At 74.3% G+C, this 16,479-nt stretch carries 19 protein-coding genes and 1 pseudogene; 8 read left to right on the top strand and 12 right to left on the bottom strand.

Going from position 1 to position 16,479, the window contains the following annotated elements:
• Positions 1-62: 62 nt before the first annotated feature.
• The 5 genes from DSM104299_RS14360 (at position 63) to DSM104299_RS14340 (ending at position 3,203) form a co-directional block, all read left to right on the top strand.
• Positions 63-386: an antibiotic biosynthesis monooxygenase family protein gene (locus DSM104299_RS14360; protein WP_272478000.1), complete on the top strand. Its 324-nt coding sequence runs from the start codon at positions 63-65 to the stop codon at positions 384-386.
• Positions 387-573: 187 nt separating this feature from the next.
• Positions 574-1,710 (top strand): ATP-binding protein, encoded by a 1,137-nt coding sequence (locus DSM104299_RS14355; RefSeq protein ID WP_272477999.1) that lies wholly within the window; start codon positions 574-576, stop codon positions 1,708-1,710.
• On the top strand, positions 1,698-2,354 hold the full coding sequence (locus DSM104299_RS14350; RefSeq protein ID WP_349294518.1) for a LuxR C-terminal-related transcriptional regulator: 657 nt from the start codon (positions 1,698-1,700) through the stop codon (positions 2,352-2,354). The genes DSM104299_RS14355 and DSM104299_RS14350 overlap by 13 nt, the downstream gene beginning before the upstream one ends.
• 4 nt (positions 2,355-2,358) lie before the next feature.
• Positions 2,359-2,979 carry an ankyrin repeat domain-containing protein gene (locus tag DSM104299_RS14345; RefSeq protein WP_272477997.1) on the top strand — a complete coding sequence of 207 codons (621 nt, stop codon included), beginning with the start codon at positions 2,359-2,361 and terminating at the stop codon, positions 2,977-2,979.
• Positions 2,980-2,984: 5 nt separating this feature from the next.
• A complete protein-coding gene (locus DSM104299_RS14340) occupies positions 2,985-3,203 on the top strand; it encodes a hypothetical protein (RefSeq protein ID WP_272477996.1) in 219 nt (72 codons plus the stop codon).
• Here the strand turns inward: DSM104299_RS14340 and DSM104299_RS14335 are convergent.
• On the bottom strand, positions 3,200-4,699 hold the full coding sequence (locus tag DSM104299_RS14335; RefSeq protein WP_272477995.1) for a sensor histidine kinase: 1,500 nt from the start codon (positions 4,697-4,699) through the stop codon (positions 3,200-3,202). The two genes, DSM104299_RS14340 and DSM104299_RS14335, sit on opposite strands and share 4 nt — an antisense overlap.
• A 57-nt stretch (positions 4,700-4,756) precedes the next feature.
• On the opposite strand from DSM104299_RS14335, the gene DSM104299_RS14330 reads away from it, so the two are divergent.
• On the top strand, positions 4,757-5,296 hold the full coding sequence (locus DSM104299_RS14330; RefSeq protein ID WP_272477994.1) for a cysteine hydrolase family protein: 540 nt from the start codon (positions 4,757-4,759) through the stop codon (positions 5,294-5,296).
• Positions 5,297-5,345: 49 nt separating this feature from the next.
• Positions 5,346-6,347, top strand: coding sequence for an NAD-dependent epimerase/dehydratase family protein (locus tag DSM104299_RS14325; RefSeq protein ID WP_272477993.1), 1,002 nt, complete (start codon positions 5,346-5,348; stop codon positions 6,345-6,347).
• A gap of 99 nt (positions 6,348-6,446) precedes the next feature.
• On the opposite strand, the gene DSM104299_RS14320 is transcribed toward DSM104299_RS14325, so the two are convergent.
• The 5 genes from DSM104299_RS14320 to DSM104299_RS14300 form a co-directional block, all read right to left on the bottom strand.
• Complete coding sequence (locus tag DSM104299_RS14320; protein WP_272477992.1) at positions 6,447-7,334, bottom strand: MYG1 family protein; 888 nt, start codon at positions 7,332-7,334, stop codon at positions 6,447-6,449.
• Positions 7,331-7,882 (bottom strand): HhH-GPD-type base excision DNA repair protein, encoded by a 552-nt coding sequence (locus DSM104299_RS14315; RefSeq protein ID WP_272477991.1) that lies wholly within the window; start codon positions 7,880-7,882, stop codon positions 7,331-7,333. Before DSM104299_RS14315 ends, DSM104299_RS14320 begins: the two co-directional genes overlap by 4 nt.
• 95 nt (positions 7,883-7,977) lie before the next feature.
• Positions 7,978-8,643: an HAD family hydrolase gene (locus tag DSM104299_RS14310; protein WP_272477990.1), complete on the bottom strand. Its 666-nt coding sequence runs from the start codon at positions 8,641-8,643 to the stop codon at positions 7,978-7,980.
• 7 nt (positions 8,644-8,650) lie between these two features.
• A complete protein-coding gene (locus DSM104299_RS14305; protein ID WP_272477989.1) occupies positions 8,651-9,691 on the bottom strand; it encodes a hypothetical protein in 1,041 nt (346 codons plus the stop codon).
• Complete coding sequence (locus DSM104299_RS14300; RefSeq protein ID WP_272477988.1) at positions 9,658-10,350, bottom strand: TIM barrel protein; 693 nt, start codon at positions 10,348-10,350, stop codon at positions 9,658-9,660. Before DSM104299_RS14300 ends, DSM104299_RS14305 begins: the two co-directional genes overlap by 34 nt.
• Before the next feature lie 73 nt (positions 10,351-10,423).
• Between DSM104299_RS14300 and DSM104299_RS14295 the strand changes: the two genes are divergently transcribed.
• Positions 10,424-11,359 carry a crotonase/enoyl-CoA hydratase family protein gene (locus DSM104299_RS14295; RefSeq protein ID WP_272477987.1) on the top strand — a complete coding sequence of 312 codons (936 nt, stop codon included), beginning with the start codon at positions 10,424-10,426 and terminating at the stop codon, positions 11,357-11,359.
• On the opposite strand, the gene DSM104299_RS14290 is transcribed toward DSM104299_RS14295, so the two are convergent.
• The 6 genes and pseudogenes from DSM104299_RS14290 to DSM104299_RS14265 form a co-directional block, all read right to left on the bottom strand.
• A complete protein-coding gene (locus DSM104299_RS14290; protein ID WP_272477986.1) occupies positions 11,319-11,999 on the bottom strand; it encodes a glycerophosphodiester phosphodiesterase in 681 nt (226 codons plus the stop codon). The two genes, DSM104299_RS14295 and DSM104299_RS14290, sit on opposite strands and share 41 nt — an antisense overlap.
• Positions 12,000-12,012: 13 nt before the next feature.
• Positions 12,013-12,906: a crotonase/enoyl-CoA hydratase family protein gene (locus tag DSM104299_RS14285; protein WP_272477985.1), complete on the bottom strand. Its 894-nt coding sequence runs from the start codon at positions 12,904-12,906 to the stop codon at positions 12,013-12,015.
• A gap of 24 nt (positions 12,907-12,930) precedes the next feature.
• Positions 12,931-13,743 (bottom strand): MBL fold metallo-hydrolase, encoded by an 813-nt coding sequence (locus DSM104299_RS14280; RefSeq protein WP_272477984.1) that lies wholly within the window; start codon positions 13,741-13,743, stop codon positions 12,931-12,933.
• Positions 13,740-14,313: pseudogene (locus tag DSM104299_RS29405) on the bottom strand (alpha/beta hydrolase). Before DSM104299_RS29405 ends, DSM104299_RS14280 begins: the two are co-directional and overlap by 4 nt.
• Before the next feature lie 62 nt (positions 14,314-14,375).
• Complete coding sequence (locus DSM104299_RS14270; protein ID WP_272477982.1) at positions 14,376-15,773, bottom strand: FAD-binding oxidoreductase; 1,398 nt, start codon at positions 15,771-15,773, stop codon at positions 14,376-14,378.
• Complete coding sequence (locus DSM104299_RS14265) at positions 15,770-16,459, bottom strand: FadR/GntR family transcriptional regulator (RefSeq protein ID WP_272477981.1); 690 nt, start codon at positions 16,457-16,459, stop codon at positions 15,770-15,772. The genes DSM104299_RS14270 and DSM104299_RS14265 overlap by 4 nt, the downstream gene beginning before the upstream one ends.
• Between the last annotated feature and the right edge of the window lie 20 nt (positions 16,460-16,479).

Raw genomic sequence — 16,479 nt, 5'->3', positions numbered from 1 at the left:
TCCACCGCAGCGGCGAGGAGTAGCGTGAGGCTCCTGCCCTGATGGATCGAAGGGAGCGGCACATGTTCGCGAGCATCCGGCGCTACCGCCTGGACTCCGGCGAGATGAACGACCTCCTGCACCTGGTCGACACCGACTTCGCGGAGGCGATCGCCGAGGTCGACGGCTTCGTCGCCTACGAGGTCCTCGACTGCGGCGGCACGGAGGTGGTCACGATCAGCGTGTTCCGCGACGACGCGGCCGCGCGCGACTCCGACCTGATGGCCATGGAGTGGGTGCGGTCCACGCTGGAGCCGCAGTTCGACGTGACGTTGACGGACACGATGCACGGCGACATCGCCGTCAGCCGCGCGCTGGAGTCCATGCTCCAGCCCGCCCACCGCTAGCGCGCGCGGTCGGGCTAGCCCGACCTCCGACCCGGGGGAGCGCGGCGGTCCGGACGCCGCCGCGCCCCAACGACGGGGCACCGTCCGACGCCCATCATGGTGGCGATGACGGACGCTGAACCCCACGCCGGCCGACGAGGTTGCGAAGATGGCCGTCCCGCGGTGCTCGAGGCCGCGGAGGTGACCCGTGGACGCTGACGCCCCGACCCCGACCGACACGCTCGCGCTCCCCACGCTCGACGCCCCCGCGCACGGCGACGGCGGCAGCGCCCGCCTCGACGTCCCGCCACCGGTCGGCCCCGCGCCGCCGCCGGCCAACGCGCTGCCGCTGCACGTCGCGCTCTCGGCGCTCGCCGGGCTGGTCACGACGATCATCTGGGCCATCACCGGCGGCGGCTACTACTGGCCGGCGTGGGTCTGGCTGGGCGTCGCGATCCCGGTCGCCGTCCACGCGATCATCCGCTTCGGCCTCAGCGCGCCGGCCAGCGCGCGCCACGGGCTGGCGCTGCACTGCATGGTCACGGGCCTGATCGGCGGCATCCTGCTGATCGTCTGGGGCTTCACGACCAACGACGTGCACAGCTTCTGGCCGCTGTGGCCGCTGCTGATCCTCGGCGTCGCGGTCGCGGTCCACGCCCTCGTGATCTACGCCGACCGGCTGCCGGGCGGCCGCCGTCGAGAGGCCCAGCTCGAGGAGCGCGTCGGCGAGCTGACGCGCACCCGGCAGGGCGCGCTCGACGTCCAGGCCGCGGAGCTGCGCCGCATCGAGCGCGACCTCCACGACGGCGCGCAGGCGCGGCTCGTCGCGCTGTCGCTGCTGCTCGGCCGGACCGAGGAGCGCCTGAGCGACCGCCCCGAGGAGGCCGAGCTGGTGCGGCGCGCCCGCGTCGAGGCGTCGGCCGCGATCGGCGAGCTGCGCGACCTCGCGCGCGGGATCGCGCCGCCGGTCCTGGCCGACCGCGGGCTGGCCGCGGCCGTCGAGGCGCTCGGCCGGCGCGCGGTCACGCCGGTGACCGTCGACGCCGAGCAGCTCGACCAGCGTCCGCTGCCGGTCGTCGAGACCGCCGCCTACTTCGTCGTCGCCGAGGCGCTGACCAACGTCGCCAAGCACGCCGCCGGCGCACCCGCCCAGATCCGGCTCTCCGAGCAGGACGGCCGGCTGATCATCGAGGTCGCCGACGAGGGGCCGGGGGGCGCCGTGGCCGACGGCGGCGGCCTGACCGGGCTGCGCCATCGCGTGGAGGCGCTGGACGGCACGCTGACCGTGACGAGCGTCAAGGGCTCGGGCACGACGATCCACGCGGAGTTCCCGTGCGGGCGGTGATCGTCGAAGATCTCGCGCTGCTGCGCGAGGGCGTCGTCGCGCTGTTGCGCGAGCACGACGTCGACGTCGTCGCCCAGGCCGAGGACGCCGAGGGCCTGCTGCGGATCGTCGCCGGCCACAAGCCCGACCTCGCGGTCGTCGACGTCCGCCTGCCGCCGACGTTCACCGACGAGGGCCTGCGCGCGGCGATCGAGGCGCGCCGGCGCCAGCCGGGCCTCGGGATCCTGGTGCTGTCGCAGTACGTCGAGCCGATCTACACCGCCGAGCTGCTGGAGTCCGGCGAGGGCGGGGTCGGCTACCTGCTCAAGGAGCGCGTCGGCGAGGTCCGCTCGTTCATGGACGCGGTGCAGCGCGTGGCCGCGGGCGGCACGGCGCTGGACCGCGAGGTCGTCTCCGAGCTCGTGCGCCAGCGCACCGGCGGCGGCGCCGACGACGCGCTCGCCTCGCTGACGCCGCGCGAGCGCGAGGTCCTGGAGCTGATGGCCGAGGGCCGGACCAACGCGGCGATCGCCCGCCACATGGTCGTGACGCCAGGCGCGGTCGAGAAGCACGTCACCAACATCTTCGGCAAGCTCGACCTGCCGGCGACCAACGACGACCACCGCCGCGTCCTCGCCGTGCTCACCTTCCTGCGATCGGCCTGAGCCCATGCCCGACGACGACGTCACCCTCGAGGCGCAGCTGCTGGCGGCCGTCGAGCGCGGCGACGTGCAGGGCGTGGTCGCGCTGATCCGCGCCGAGGCCGACGTCAACGCCGCCGACACGCGCGGCCGCACCGCGGTCACCGTCGCCGCCTTCTCCGGCCACGCCGAGGTCGTTCGCGAGCTGGTCGACGCCGGTGCCGACGTCGACCGCCAGGACGAGGAGCGCTACAACGCCGTCCTGGCGACCGGCGTCACCGGCGACGTCGCCGTCCTGCGCGAGGTGCTGCGCGCCCGCCCCGACCTCAAGCTCCGCAACAAGCACGGCGGCATCGCGATCATCCCGGCGTGCGAGCGCGGTCACGTCGACCTCGTCCGCGAGCTGCTGGCCACCACCGACATCGACGTCGACCATGTCAATGACCTTGGGTGGACCGCTCTGCTGGAGACGGTGATCCTCGCCGACGGCGGCCCGGCCCACGTGGAGATCGTCGGCCTGCTCCTGAAGGCCGGCGCCGACCGCGCGATCGCCGACCCCGAGGGCGTCACCGCGCTGGAGCACGCGCGCTCCCGCGGCTACGGCGAGATGGTGGACTTGCTCGCCGCGCCGCCCGGCGTGACATCCTGAACGCCATGAGCAACTTGCCGTCCCGTAAGTCCGGCTCCAACCTGTCGCGCAGCCAGCGCGAGAGCCGCGCGTTCCGCGCACTCGTCGTCGGCGGCGGCGCCGCGGCGGTCGCCGTCGTCGCGCTCGTCCTGGCGGTGGCCGGCGTCATCGGCTACGGGCTGTTCTTCCTCGCGTTGATCGTCGCGGTCGCCGGCGGCTTCCTGTTCCGGCGCTCGGTGGGCTAGCGGCGCTCGGCCTCCAGCAGGCGCTCGGGCAGCGAGAAGCGGAAGACGCTGCCGCCGTCCGGCGCCGCGTCGACCCAGATGCGGCCGCCGTGGTGCTCGACGATGGTCTGGCAGACCGCGAGGCCCACGCCGCTGCCCTCCACGTCGTCGTCGGCGTGGGCGCGGGCGAAGATCTCGAAGATGCGCTGCCGATCGCGGTCGCCGACGCCGGGTCCGTTGTCGCGCACCGCGACGACCCAGGCGCCGTCGTCGCGCTCGGCGTCGACCCGCACCCGCGGCGGCGCGTCGTCGCGGCGGTACTTGATCGCGTTGGCGATCAGGTTCTGCAGGACGCGCGAGAGGCCGCCGCCGTCGCCGAGCACGCTGGGCAGGACGGCGACGTCGATCGTCGCGCCGGCCGCCTCGATCTCGGCGCCCAGCGCGGTGACGACGTCGGCGGCGAGCCGGCCGAGGTCGACGGGCTCGGGCGCCGGCGGGGTCTGGGCCGTGCGCGCGTACTCGGCCAGGCCGTCGACCAGCCGCTGGGCGTGCGCCGCGGCGGACTCGACCAGCGCGCTGAGCTCGCGCACGCGCGCCGGCAGGGTCTCGGCGTCGCCGTCCGGCGCCGCCGACAGGAGCCGCCCGAGGTGCACGAGCGTGATCGCCGGCGTGCGCAGGTCGTGGGCCGCGACGGCCGCGAAGCGCTCCAGCTCGGCGTTGGAGCGCCGCAGGTCGGACTCGATCCGCTTGCTGCGCGTGATGTCGTGGACGACCGCCGTGACGCCGACCACCGCGCCGTCGCGGTCGCGCAGCGGCGACGCCGTCAGGCGCACGTCGACGAGCGTCCGGTCGCGCCGCACCCATTGCGTCTCGATCCGCTCGACGCTGCCGCCGGCCAGCGTCCGCCGGAAGCGCGTCATCTGGTCGGCGAAGTCCTCCTCGCGCACCAGCCGCCGCACGCGCCGGCCGACGATCTCGTCGCCGCGGTAGCCGAGCAGGCGCTCCGCGCCGCGGTTCCAGTGCGTGATGCGGCCGTCGCGGTCGGCGCTGACGATCGCGTCGTCGGTCGACTGCATGATCGCGGCCATCCGCTCGACCGCGTCCTCGCCGTGGCGCAGCGTCGTGACGTCGCGGTAGGTGACGAGCAGGCCGTCGCCGAGGCGGACGGCGCGCATCTCGAGCCGGATGTCGATCCGCTCGCCCGCGACGTTGGCGTCGAACCCGATCTCCAGGTCGCCCGGGACGCCGTCCTGCAGCGCGCGCCGGTAGGCGTCGAACGGGCCGCGGTCGCGGAAGGCGGGCGCGACCTCGAGCAGCCGCGCGCCGAGCAGGTCGCCGGCCGGGACGCCGCTGATCGCCGCGGTCGCCTGGTTGGCGTAGATGCAGCGGAAGTCGACCAGCGCGCCGGCCGCGTCGTGGACCGGGACGAAGGCGGCGACGCCGTCGGGGAACTCGTCGAACGCCCGTGCCAGCACGGGCGCGCTCGTTCCGAACAGCTGCTCCAGCTCGACCGGCATGAGCCCTCCGTCGGGGTCCTCGGGCCGCGAGCCTACACCCGTGAGAAGATCCCGCCCATGGCCCGCGCGCTGCTCATCATCGACATCCAGAACGACTACTTCCCCGGCGGCGCGTTCCCGCTGGTCGAGCCCGAGGCCGCGGCGGCCAACGCGGGGCGCGCACTGAGCACGTTCCGCGCCGCGAGCGAGCCCGTCGTCCACCTCCAGCACGTGTGGGACGCACCCGACGCGGCGTTCATGAAGCCCGGGACCGACGGCGTCGCGATCCACGCGTCGGTCACGCCGCTGGAGAGCGAGACCGTGCTCCAGAAGGCCGAGCCCAACGGCTTCGTCGGCACGGCGCTGGAGGCCGAGCTGCGCGGCCGCGGCGTCGACGAGCTCGTCGTCGCCGGCATGATGTCGTCGATGTGCGTGGACGCGACCGTGCGGGCCGCGGTCGACCTCGGGTTCACCGCGACGGTGATCCACGACGCCTGCGCGGCGCCGGACCTGGAGTTCGGCGGCGCCGCGATCCCGGGCCAGACGGTGCACGGGGCGTTCATGGCCGCGCTGGCCAGCAACTACGCGACGCTGGTGAGCGCGGCGGAGCTGCGGTAGGGCGGTGGAGCGCATGCGCAACCGTCCGGTTGCGCTAACGTGCCGGGCCATGCGCCTGCTCGTCCTCGGTGGAAGCTCGTTCGTCGGCCGCGCCCTCGTCGAGGACGGCGTCGCCCGCGGATGGGACGTGACGACGTTCAACCGCGGCCGCGGCGCCTGGGCGCACCCGGACGTCGAGCGGCTGATCGGCGACCGCGAGGACGCCGCGTCGCTGGGCGTGCTCGACGGCCGGGAGTTCGACGTCGTCGCCGACACCTGGTCGGGCGCCGCGCGGGCCGCGCGCGACGCCGCCGCCGTCCTGCGCGACCGCGTCGGACGCTACGCCTACATCTCGAGTTGCTCGGTCTACGCGCCGCCCCCGCCGATGGGCGTCGCGGAGGCCGACCCGACGGTCGCCGCCGCGGCTGACGACGGCCACGTGGACGACTACGCCCAGCGCAAGCGCGGCAGCGAGCTGGCGATCACCGAGGCCTTCGGCGATCGCGCCCTCCTGCTCCGGCCCGGCCTGATCCTCGGCCCGCACGAGGACGTCGGGCGCCTGCCGTGGTGGCTGCTGCGCCTGGCGCGCGGCGGCGAGGTGCTCGCGCCCGGCCCCGCCGACCAGCCGCTGCAGCTGATCGACGCGCGCGACCTCGCGACGTTCGCGCTCGACGCGGCGGACGCCGGCCTGGGCGGGGCCTACAACACGGTCAGCCGCCGCGGCCACGCGACGATGCGGTCGCTGCTGGAGGCGGGCGTCGCGGCGACCGGCGGCGCCGCGCGCCTCACGTGGGTCACGCCCGCCGTCATCGCCCAGCAGGGCATCGAGCCCTGGAGCGAGCTGCCGATCTGGCTACCGCCCGACCACGAGTACGCCGCGATGCACGCGGCCGACGTCGAGCGCGCGCACGCCGCCGGCCTGCGCACGCGGCCGGTGCGGGACACCGTCCGCGACACGTGGGCGTGGCTCCGCGCGCTGGCCGGGGCGCCGCCGCAGCGTGACGACATCCCGCCGCACGGGCTGGACCCGGAGCGCGAGCGGGCAGCGCTGTCCGCGATGCGCACGGCGTGACGTAACGACCTGACATATGGGCGTCAGGTCGCAGGGGCGGCACGGCCGAGCCCGACCACCGCGCCGGGCGGTTCACGAAGGTCGGTGCCGGCGCGCCCGCTACGTCCGCCGCGCCATCGCCAACCGCGCGAGCGCGGTAACGCCCTCGCGCGAGCCGGCCGACGCGTAGAAGCCGGCGGCGTGGGCGAAGATCGCGTCGTCCACGCCGGTCGTGGCGGCCAGCTCGGCGCCGGTCAGCCCGGCCCATTCGCCGGGCAGGTCGAGGCGGTTGTCGAAGGACCCGGCGGCGACCGGCACGGCCTGCAGGCCCCAGCCGTCCGACTTGGGGTACATGACGTAGAGCGCGTCGGGCGCATGGTTGACGACCGCGTCGCGCCACGGCATGTTGCGGTCGAGCTCGATCAGGCGCGGATCGTCGGCGCGGGCGATCGCGTCGGCGACGAGCTGGCGGGCGCGGTGGAACGCGGCGGCGCCGGCGACCTCGCGGCCCAGGATGCCCTGCGCGAGCGCCACGGCCTCCGCGAAGCGAGCGTCCTCCTGCTCCGGGGACAGCTGCTCGTCCCAGGACGGGTTGAGCGCGGCGATCACGCCGCTGACCGCCAGCGGCCGCACGTCGTCGACCAAGGACTCCGTGATGGTCTGCCCGGTGTCGTTGGCATCGACGCCCTGCACGAGGCGCTCGTCGATCGCCTGCGCGGCCTCGGCGCTGCCGGCGACGCGCTCGCCGACGTGGCGCCACACGAGCCCGAAGCTCGCGTACCGGATGCCGTTGGCGCGCTCGCCCGCGCCGCCCTTCTGGTGGTGGTCGAAGTCGCCGGTCGCGGGATCGCTGCGGCCGCCGACGTCCACGCGGGCGTCGGCCGCGTCCTGGACCGCCGCGTCGCGCGTGCGCACGACCTCCACCGGCTCGCCGTGCGCCAGGCGCAGCGCGGCGAGCGCGAAGACGTCGTCGGCGTGGAAGTTCCCAGGGTGGGTGGCGACCTTCATGCGGTGGGGGCGGGCCGGGTCCACTCGGCCTTGTGGAGCTTCTTCTTGGCCTGGTAGTCGGCCAGCCCCTCGGGCGACGCGACGCCGCCGAGCGTCGGATGCCACGGCACGAGGTCGTGCGCGATCTCCAGCCCGTAGTGATGGAACAAGACCGACCCCATGGACTTGATCTTCATCTCGCCGAAGCCGGGCAGGCCCTCGAGGTTGGCGCGCAGCGAGGCACCGTCGGTCGCGTCGGTCCAGACGCGCGCGGCGTCGCCGTCGTAGTTGTCGCGGATGTGCGCGGCGAGGTCGTGCACGCGCTTGGCCATCGCGCCCGGATAGCGGTGGACGGCAGGCTTGGTGCGGAACACCGCGTCGAGGTCGGCGTCGGCCAGCGTGGCGGCGTCGAGCGAGCCGAGCCGCTCCTGGATCACCAGCGGGCCCATGAACGCCTTCTGGACGGTGACCTGCTGGTCGAGCGCGAACCCGACGAGGAGCGCCATCGGATCGCTCGCGATCAGGGCGTTGGCCTCGTCGGACTCGGTGAAGTAGAGACGATCGGGCATGGGCGCCCGATCGTACCTAGGTCGGTTGTGCGGCCCGCACGGTCGTGGCTGACGTCGCCGGCGCAGCGGCAGCGAGCGCCAGCACGTGAAGCGCGTCAGCAACCGTCAGACGCACGCGGGCGGCCCGCAGGATCGCCTAGTCGGCGGGCGGCCTCGTAGGCGGGCAGCAGGTCGGTGCCGTCGACCGCGAGGTCGCACCGCTCGGCGAGGTGGTGGTCGCCGTTGATCGCGACGCGGATGCCGACGGCGTCGAAGAGGAAGACGTCGGACATCGAGTCGCCGTAGGCGATCGCGTGCTCGAGGGCGAGGCCGTGATCGGCGCAGAAGCGCTCGGCCAGGACCGGCTTGTCGCGCGGGTGGAGGATCGCGGACTCGTCGAGCGGGTCGTCGGCGGTCAGCGGGAAGCGCGAGCCGAAGACGGCGTCGAAGCCGAAGTCCAGGAACTGCTCGGCGAAGTACTGGGGCGACATCGTGATCAGGCAGGCGCTCTCGTCGCGGGCGCGGATGTCGGCCAGCACCGCGCGGACGTTGGCCAGCAGCGGCGCGGCCGCGAACGCCTCGGCGGCGACCTCGGGAGGCACGACGCCCCACATCGCGTGCAGCGCGCGGGCGAAGTCGACCGCGGTGGCGCTGCCCTCCGCGAAGCGGCGCTCGAGGTCGTGCAGCGCGTCGACCTGGCCGAGCGCGCCGGCGAGCAGCAGCGGCGCGCTCGTGCCGTGCAGCAGCGTGCCGTCCATGTCGAAGATGTGGGCGCGGCGCATGGGCGTCCTAGAAGATCGCGTACTCGCGCACGACCGGCGCGAGCGTCGTCTCGAACAGCAGCGCGTTGAGCCCGTTCTGCAGCTCGGTGGCCAGCCGCCGCACCTCGCGGAACGTCGCCGAGTCCATGGCGGTGGAGCGGTCCAGCGCCGCCAGCTCCTCGCGGAGCGCGGCATCGGCGGCCATCCCGACCCAGCGGTCGTAGGCGCCGAGGCAGCGCACGCCGGCGTCGACCTGCTCGGCGGCGAGGAACGCGTCGGCGACGCGGTCGGTCGCCGGCAGCGCCAGCTGCGCGCACAGGAACGCCCGGACGTCGTCGCGCGGCAGCGCGCTGCAGCGCAGGATGGGGACCAGGCCGCCGGCGAAGAGCATCTTGCGCGACGTGCGCAGCTTGGCGTTGCGCAGGCCCCACTTGGTGTCGTCGTCGCGGTGCTTGCCCGCGAAGTCCACCGCGATCGTCCGCCAATAGCGGATGACGTCGTTGAGGAAGAAGCGCGGTGGCCGGCGGTCGGTGCGGCTCTCGGCGAGGTAGCGGTCCAGCACCGCCAGCCAGCAGCGACGGTGGATGTCGTCGCCGGCGACCGGGACCGACTCCAGCATGAGCAGCATGCGCCGCGTCAGGTTGCGGTTGTGGTCCTCCTCGAGGCCGATGTGCTGGACGAGGTCCTCGGCCGAGCTGGCGACGCCGAACGTCGCCTGCAGGCCGGGCTCGCGCTTGCCGCCGCCGAGCACCTCGCGGACCGCGGCCAGCTCAGCCTCCGCCTCGCCCTCGCGCTCGACGAGCAGCAGCCAGTCGTCGTCGGAGTGCTCGGTCAGCTCGCGCCGGCCCCACGAGCCGAACAGCACGACCGAGACGTCGGCGCGCGTGTCGTCCAGCCGCGCGGTCGCCCCGCCGCTGAGCGCGCCCTCGGCGAACTGCCCGCGCAGCCGCGCGATCTGAGCCTCGGTGCGCGCGCGGGCGGCGAGGAGGTTCGGGAAGCCGTCGGCGCCGTGGGCGCCGAGGCGCTCCAGCGCGCTCAGGCCGCCGGCAGCGGGGCTTCGAGGATCCACGGGACGTCGCGGCAGCGTCGCAGGACGGGCCCGAAGGCCTCCAGGTCGCTGTCCCGCAGCGGGACGTGGTGGCCGTCGGCATCGAGCGAGCTGACGTGGAGGTGGCGCAGGCGCACCGCGAAGCGGTCGAGCAGCTCGTGGGCGCCGGCCATCGACGGGTCGACGTCGCGCGCGTGGGCGACGTCGAGGCACAGGCCCGCGTCCGGCAGCTCGGCGAAGTAGGGCGCCAGCTCGTCCGCGGTCCGGCCGCCGGCCTTGCGCGAGTCCATGTTCTCGAGCACCAGCCGCGAGCCCAGGCGGCGCAGCTCGGCCGCGTCGTCGATGACGTCGGGATGCACGACGATCGCGTCGACGACCGCCGGCAGGCGGTTGAGCGAGTCCACCAACTTGCTCTCGGCCATCTTGAGGTGCTTCGACGGGCCGTGGACCGAGAGGTAGTGGAACGGCAGCGACGGGCCGTCCTGGAGGTAGGCCAGCAGGCCTGGCAGCTCGTCTTCGGACAGCGCGGCCAGCTCGGCCGTGAAGGGCGACAGCGCCGCGGCGCCGGCGGTCAGCGCCGGCCAGTTGCCGCGCTCCTCGACCAGGAAGCCGGTGGACGCGCCGATGGGGTGATGCGCGAGCAATGGTCCGGAGTCGGTCAAGGGGGCGACGGGCATCATGCGGCGACCGAGCCTAGGCCACGGGGCGGACGGCGGCAGGCGGAGTTCCCGCTCGGACCGGTAGAAGTGCTGGATGGAGACGATGACCTACGCGGTGGACGGACGCGTCGCTCGGATCACGCTGAACCGGCCGGAGCGCGGCAACGGCCTGACGCGCGCGCTGATCGACGAGCTGGCGGCGCGCGTCGAGCAGGCCGACCTGGACCCGGCCGTGCATGTGATCCTGCTGAGCGGCAACGGCAAGGGCTTCTGCGGCGGCTACGACCTGGTCGACAGCGCGGAGGGACTCGGAGGGGGCGGTGAGCTCGCGGCGTCCGGCTCGCCGCTGGACCCCGCCGTCATGGCCGCCAACCACGACCCGACCGGCACCTGGGACCCGATGGTCGACTACGCGATGATGTCGCGCAACGTCAAGGCCTTCATGTCGCTCTTCGAGTGCACCAAGCCGGTGGTCTGCAAGGTCCACGGGTTCTGCGTCGCCGGCGGCACCGACCTGGCGCTGTGCAGCGACCTGCTCGTCATCGCCGACGACGCCAAGATCGGCTACCCGCCGGCGCGGGTCTGGGGCTCGCCGACGACCTCGCTCTGGGCCGGCCGCCTCGGCCCGCAGCGCGCCAAGCGCCTGCTGTTCACCGGCGACTGCCTCAGCGGCGCCGAGGCGCTGGAGTGGGGGCTGGCGATCGAGGCGCCGTCGGCCGACCAGCTCGACGCGCGCGCCGAGGACCTCGTCCGGCGCATCGCGCGGACGCCGCTCAACCAGCTGCAGATGATGAAGCTGCTGGTCAACCAGCAGACGGTCGCCCAGGGCCTGCCCGCGACGCAGCTGATCGGGACCGTCTTCGACGGCATCGCCCGGCACACCGCCGAGGGCTACGCGTTCCAGCAGCAGGCGGCGCACGACGGCTTCCGCGAGGCGGTCCGGGCCCGCGACGAGCCCTACGGCGACGCCGGCGGCGCGCCGTCGGGGGTCACACGCGCGCGAGGAACAGGCGCGGATCGTTCGTCGTGATCCCGGCGACGCCGGTGAGCGTCAGGCGCTCGATGATCGACTCGGAGTCCACGGTCCAGGCGTAGACCTCGCCGCCGGCGGCGGCCATCCGGGCCACGAGCTCGGAGTCGACGAGGCGGTGGTGCGCCATCAGGCAGTCGAAGCGGCCGGTCTCGATCGCGTCGAACAGGCGCTGCGTGACGCGGCGGTTCCAGCGGTGGCGGCGGCGCGACAGCCAGCCGCCGACCGAGATCCCCACGCGCGCGGTCGGCTCGACGCGGCGCACGCGGTCCAGCGAGCGCGCGAACTGCGAGGAGACCAGGACGCGATCGATCAGGCCCGCGGCGCGCAGGGCGGCCATCGTGTCGACCTCGTAGCCGGGCCGCTTGAGGTCGACGTTGAAGAGGAGCCCGGCGAAGCGCGCGTCGCTCAGGACGGCCAGCGCCTCGACGAGGGTCATGCAGGGCCGGCGGCGGGCGTCGAAGGACGAGTGCGCCAGGATGAGGCGGCCGCGCACGCGCAGGACGTCGAACTCGATGACGTCCACGCCGGTCGCCAGGGCGGCGTCGAAGCTCGCCACCGTGTTGCCCGGTGCGAGCTGCCCCGCTCCCTTGTGGCCGACGCGCTGCACACCCCGGTGATCGGCCTCTCGGCCGCTCACCTGAGCGCAGCGGTCAGGGAACGATCACGTTGTTCGGATCGGGCTGGAGAACTTCCGGCGCCTGGCTGTAGTCCCCGAACGCGCCGTCGCGCTGGGCGACGACCGCGCCGACGCCCTCGCGGGCGGCCGTGTCGATGAACGCCAGCGCGTCAGGCGTGTTGCGCATGAGGCCGTCGAGGATCGGGCCGAGCGTCTGGGTCGAGGCCAGGCCCATGTTCTCGTAGGCGTGGTTGACGACGAGCTTCATCGCCGCCAGCTGGGAGGACGGGATGCTCGCCAGCTCGCCGGCCAGCGCGGCGACGCGCGCCTCCAGCTCGGCGAACGGCACGGCCTCGTTGATGAGCTCGACCGCGGCGGCCTGCGCGCCGGTGAGCGGCCGCCCGGTCAAGGCGTGGTACTTGGTCCGGGCCAGGCCGAGGCGGTAGATCCACATGCCCGAGAGGTAGGAGCCCCACATGCGCGAGTACGGCGTCCCGATCACCGCGTCGTCGGAGGCGACGACGAGGTCGGCGCACAGCGCGAAGTCGCTGCCGCCACCGACGCAGTAGCCGTGGACCTGCGCGATCACCGGCTTCGGCGTCCGCCAGATCGACATGAACTTCTGCGTGGGGGAGAGCTCCGGCGCGGTGGCCATCGCGAAGTCCTTGCCGGGATCCCAGCGGCCGTCGGTGAGCATCGCGTCGCCCCAGTGCTCGAAGCCGCCGCCGAAGTCGTAGCCCGCGCAGAACGCCCGGCCCGCGCCGCGCAACACGATGACCTTGACGTCCTCGTCGCGCGTGGCGACCCCGACCGCCGCCTCGACCTCGTCGGGCATCGGCGGCACGATCGTGTTGAGCCGCTCCGGCCGGTTGAGCGTGATCGTCGCGACGGCGCCGTCGACGGCGTACAGGATCGTCTCGTAGCTCATCCGCACATCATCGCCGCGCGCGGGTCACGCCACCGCCGTCGGCTCCCCGATCGCCAGCCACCGGAACCGCGCCGCGACGTCGTCGGGCGCCGCCGACAGCGCGGACTCGACGTGGGCGCGGTCGTCGCGGAAGTGCTTCCAGCCCTCGTAGTGGATCGGGACCGCCACGCGCGGGGCGATCGCGCCGACCAGCGCGACGGCGTCGCGGCCGGTCATCGTGTAGCGCAACGGGCCGGACACCGGGAACTGCACGCCGCCCAGGTGGACCACGGCGACGTCGACGTCCAGCCGGTCCGCCACCTCGCGCACGCCGTCGTAGAGCACGGTGTCGCCGCTGATCCACAGCACGCCGCCGGTCTGGCCCTCCCACGACAGCGCGAACCCGATGACGTCGCCGACGATCGGATGGCTGCCGGGCGGGCCGTGACGGCAGGGGGTTGCGGTCACGGTGATCGTCGGCTTGCCCGGCGCCTCGAGCGTGGTCGACTGCCAGTCAGACAGCCCGCGCACGCGGTCGGCGCCGAGCTCGCCGGCGAGCCGGCCCCGGCCCGGGACCGTCGTCACGACCGCTCCCGCCGTCGGCAGCAGCGCGCGCCCCGCGGCGTCGAGATTGTCCTCGTGGTGGTCGTGGCTGACCAGGATCGCGTCGAGCGGGCCGACCTCGCCGGGCGCCACGGAGGGCCCGGCGAGCTTGACCGACGACGTCCCCCAGCCGAACTTGTACTTCTTGCCGGGGGCGTCGAAGGTCGGATCGGTCAGGATCCGCCAGCCGCCCACCTCGACGAGCAGCGTCGGCCCGCCGATGTGGGTCAGCGTCAGGGGCAGGGCCTCGCTCACGCCGCCGCCGCCGGGGTCGTCGTCTGGGCGTGCGCGAGCGCCCACTCCAGGGCGCGGTCGGCGATCTTCTCCCAACCGTCGGCCGCGACCATCAGGTGCGGGCCTTCGAACAGCTCGGTCTCCGTCAACGTCTTCTCCGACTTGTAGTGCTTGGCATTGGACTTCTGCACGCTCGGCGGCATGATGTGGTCGCGGTCGCCCGACAGGAACAGCAGCGGCGCGCGGTCGTCGTTCTTGTAGTCCACCCACGTGTCCTGATGGCCGGGCAGCAGGGTCCAGCACCAGCTGCGTGAAGGCGCCGCCGGCGCTGCGGCCCATGATGATCGGCGGCTTGTCCAGCGCGCCGATGACCGCTTCGAGGTGCTCGACGATCGCCGGGACGGTGGCGTCCTCGATCGGCTGCGGGTTGGCCCGCAGCGCCTCGACCTCGACGTCGAAGCCCGGGTAGCCGGGCGTCAGGACCGTGTAGCCGGCGGCCTTGTAGCGCGCCTTCCAGTGCTCCCAGCTGCGCGGGGTGACCCAGAAGCCGTGGACGAGGACGATGGTGTCGGGTGTGGTGGGAGTGCTCATGGTGCGACCGTACGCGCGACCCGTCGCGCCGTGCTTGAGTCATGTGACCGTCGTCGTGACGGTCACGCCGCCCACGGGACCTTGTCAGGATTGAGCAGCCCGTGCGGGTCGAACGCCGCCTTGATCGCGCGCTGGAGGTCGAGCGAGCCGGCCAGCTCGCGCGCGGCCGCCTCGCGCTTGAGCAGCCCGACGCCGTGCTCACCGGTGACGGTCCCGCCGAGGTCGATCGCCAGCGCGAGGATCGCGTCGAACGCCGCGCGCGCCCGGACCAGCGCGTCGGCGTCGGTGTGGTCGTACACGATCGTCGGGTGCATGTTGCCGTCGCCCGCATGCCCGAACGTGCCGATCAGGACGCCGGTGCGCTCTGCGATGCGCTCGATGCCGCGCAGCAGCGCCGGGACCGCGGGGAGCGGGACCGCGACGTCGTCGAGCAGCGTGCTGCCCTGGCGCTCCAGCGCGATGAACGCGAGCCGGCGCGCGGCCATCAGCATGCGGCCCTCGGCCTCCTCGTCGCTCGTCAGCACGAGGTCGGCGCCCGCCTGCTCGCACAGGCGCGCGAGCGCCGCGATCTCCTCGGCGCCCTCGACGCGTCCCGCGTCGCTGCGCGCGAAGACCATGGCCTCGGCCTCGAGGTCGAGCTCCATCGGCTGCAGTGCCTCGACCGCGCCGATCGTCGTCCGGTCCATCAGCTCGAGCATCGACGGCCGGTGCCGACGGCAGATCGCGGCGATGGCGTGGCCGGCGGCGTCGAGGCGGCTGAAGCTCGCGGCCAACGTGTGCGCGGCGGGCGGCTGGGGGAGGAGGCGGACGGTCGCCTCGGTGACGATCGCCAGCGTGCCCTCGCTGCCGCAGAGCAGGCTGGTGAGGTCGTAGCCCGTGACGCCCTTGCGCGTGGCGTGGCCGACCCGCATGACCTCGCCGTCGGCGCGGACGACCTCCAGCCCGAGCAGCGCGTCGCGCGTCACGCCGTACTTGACGCAGCACAGGCCGCCGGCGTTGGTCGCGACGTTGCCGCCGATCGTCGAGAACTCGTAGCTCGCCGGGTCCGGCGCGTAGAGGAGGCGCTCGCCGGCGGCCGCGTCGCGCAGCGCGTGGTTGACCACACCGGCCTGCACGGTCGCGGTGAGCGCGCCCGGGTCGAGGTCCACGATCTGCGTCATGCGCTCCAGCGAGAGCACGAGGCAGCCGTCGATCGCGTTGGCCCCGCCGCTGAGCCCGGAGCCCGCGCCGCGCGCGACCACCGGGACGCCGGCCCGGGCGGCGGCGATCACCGCGGCCTGGACCTCGGCGGTCGTGGTCGGGCGCGCGACGGCGGCGGGGGTCCCGGACGCCAGGAGCCCGGGCGCCGCCTGGTCGTGGCGGTAGGAGGCGAGGAGCTCGGGGTCGACGAGCAGCTCGCCGACGCCCGCGAGGCCGGCCTCGCGCACCAGGGCGACCGCGGCCGCGGCGGCGGCGGTCATCGCCCCGGCGTGGTGTAGAAGCGCGTCAGGTGCTCGCCCGACAGGCGGCGCGCGGCCTCGCCGTCGCCGGCGATCACCGCCGCCAGGATCGCCTCGTGCTCGGCGATCAGCTGGCGCAGGGTCCGCGCCGGGTCGTCGAGCGCCTCCAAGTGCGCCAACAACGCCGCGGAGACCGTGTCGCGCACGGCGAGCATCACGATCGACAGCGCCTCGTTCCCGGAGGCCCGCACGAGCTCCAGATGGAAGCGGACGTCGGCGACCTCGAACGCCGCGAGGTCGGTCCCGGCCGCGCGCATGAACGCGAGCTGGTCGCGGGCGGCGGTCAGGTCGGGGCGTGGCGTGCGCGTCGCCGCCTCCGCCGCGCCGGCGCCCTCCAGCGCGACGCGCAGGCCGATGAGGTCGTCGAGCGGGAGGCGGCCCAGCCGCAGCAGGTGCACGAGCGTGTCGCGCAGCGGGGCGGTGGTCAGCCCCTCGGGCGCGACGACGCGCAGCGGCGAGGTCGGCCCGGTCGCGACCGCGAGGCCGGTGGCCTGCAGCGCGCGCAGCGCCTCGCGGACCGTCGTGCGGCCGACGCCGTAGCGCTCCGACAGCTCGCGCTCGGGCGGCAGGGCGCTGCCGGCCGGCAGCTGGCCGCTGAGGATCGACTCGCGCAACTGGTCGGCGACCTGCTCGTAAACGGGGGTCATTGCGATGGAGAGTACACCGC

Source organism: Baekduia alba, from assembly GCF_028416635.1.
Lineage (GTDB): Bacteria > Actinomycetota > Thermoleophilia > Solirubrobacterales > Solirubrobacteraceae > Baekduia > Baekduia alba.
Note: the sequence above shows the minus strand (reverse complement) of the source record. Positions and strands in the feature narration are given on the sequence as shown.

Coding starts and splice junctions, on each gene's coding strand:
- DSM104299_RS14360 (WP_272478000.1), top strand. CDS start 63: ATGTTCGCGAGCATCCGGCGCTACCGCCTGGACTCCGGCGAGATGAAC.
- DSM104299_RS14345 (WP_272477997.1), top strand. CDS start 2,359: ATGCCCGACGACGACGTCACCCTCGAGGCGCAGCTGCTGGCGGCCGTC.
- DSM104299_RS14340 (WP_272477996.1), top strand. CDS start 2,985: ATGAGCAACTTGCCGTCCCGTAAGTCCGGCTCCAACCTGTCGCGCAGC.
- DSM104299_RS14335 (WP_272477995.1), bottom strand. CDS start 4,699: ATGCCGGTCGAGCTGGAGCAGCTGTTCGGAACGAGCGCGCCCGTGCTG.
- DSM104299_RS14330 (WP_272477994.1), top strand. CDS start 4,757: ATGGCCCGCGCGCTGCTCATCATCGACATCCAGAACGACTACTTCCCC.
- DSM104299_RS14325 (WP_272477993.1), top strand. CDS start 5,346: ATGCGCCTGCTCGTCCTCGGTGGAAGCTCGTTCGTCGGCCGCGCCCTC.
- DSM104299_RS14320 (WP_272477992.1), bottom strand. CDS start 7,334: ATGAAGGTCGCCACCCACCCTGGGAACTTCCACGCCGACGACGTCTTC.
- DSM104299_RS14315 (WP_272477991.1), bottom strand. CDS start 7,882: ATGCCCGATCGTCTCTACTTCACCGAGTCCGACGAGGCCAACGCCCTG.
- DSM104299_RS14310 (WP_272477990.1), bottom strand. CDS start 8,643: ATGCGCCGCGCCCACATCTTCGACATGGACGGCACGCTGCTGCACGGC.
- DSM104299_RS14300 (WP_272477988.1), bottom strand. CDS start 10,350: ATGATGCCCGTCGCCCCCTTGACCGACTCCGGACCATTGCTCGCGCAT.
- DSM104299_RS14295 (WP_272477987.1), top strand. CDS start 10,424: ATGGAGACGATGACCTACGCGGTGGACGGACGCGTCGCTCGGATCACG.
- DSM104299_RS14285 (WP_272477985.1), bottom strand. CDS start 12,906: ATGAGCTACGAGACGATCCTGTACGCCGTCGACGGCGCCGTCGCGACG.
- DSM104299_RS14270 (WP_272477982.1), bottom strand. CDS start 15,773: ATGACCGCCGCCGCCGCGGCCGCGGTCGCCCTGGTGCGCGAGGCCGGC.
- DSM104299_RS14265 (WP_272477981.1), bottom strand. CDS start 16,459: ATGACCCCCGTTTACGAGCAGGTCGCCGACCAGTTGCGCGAGTCGATC.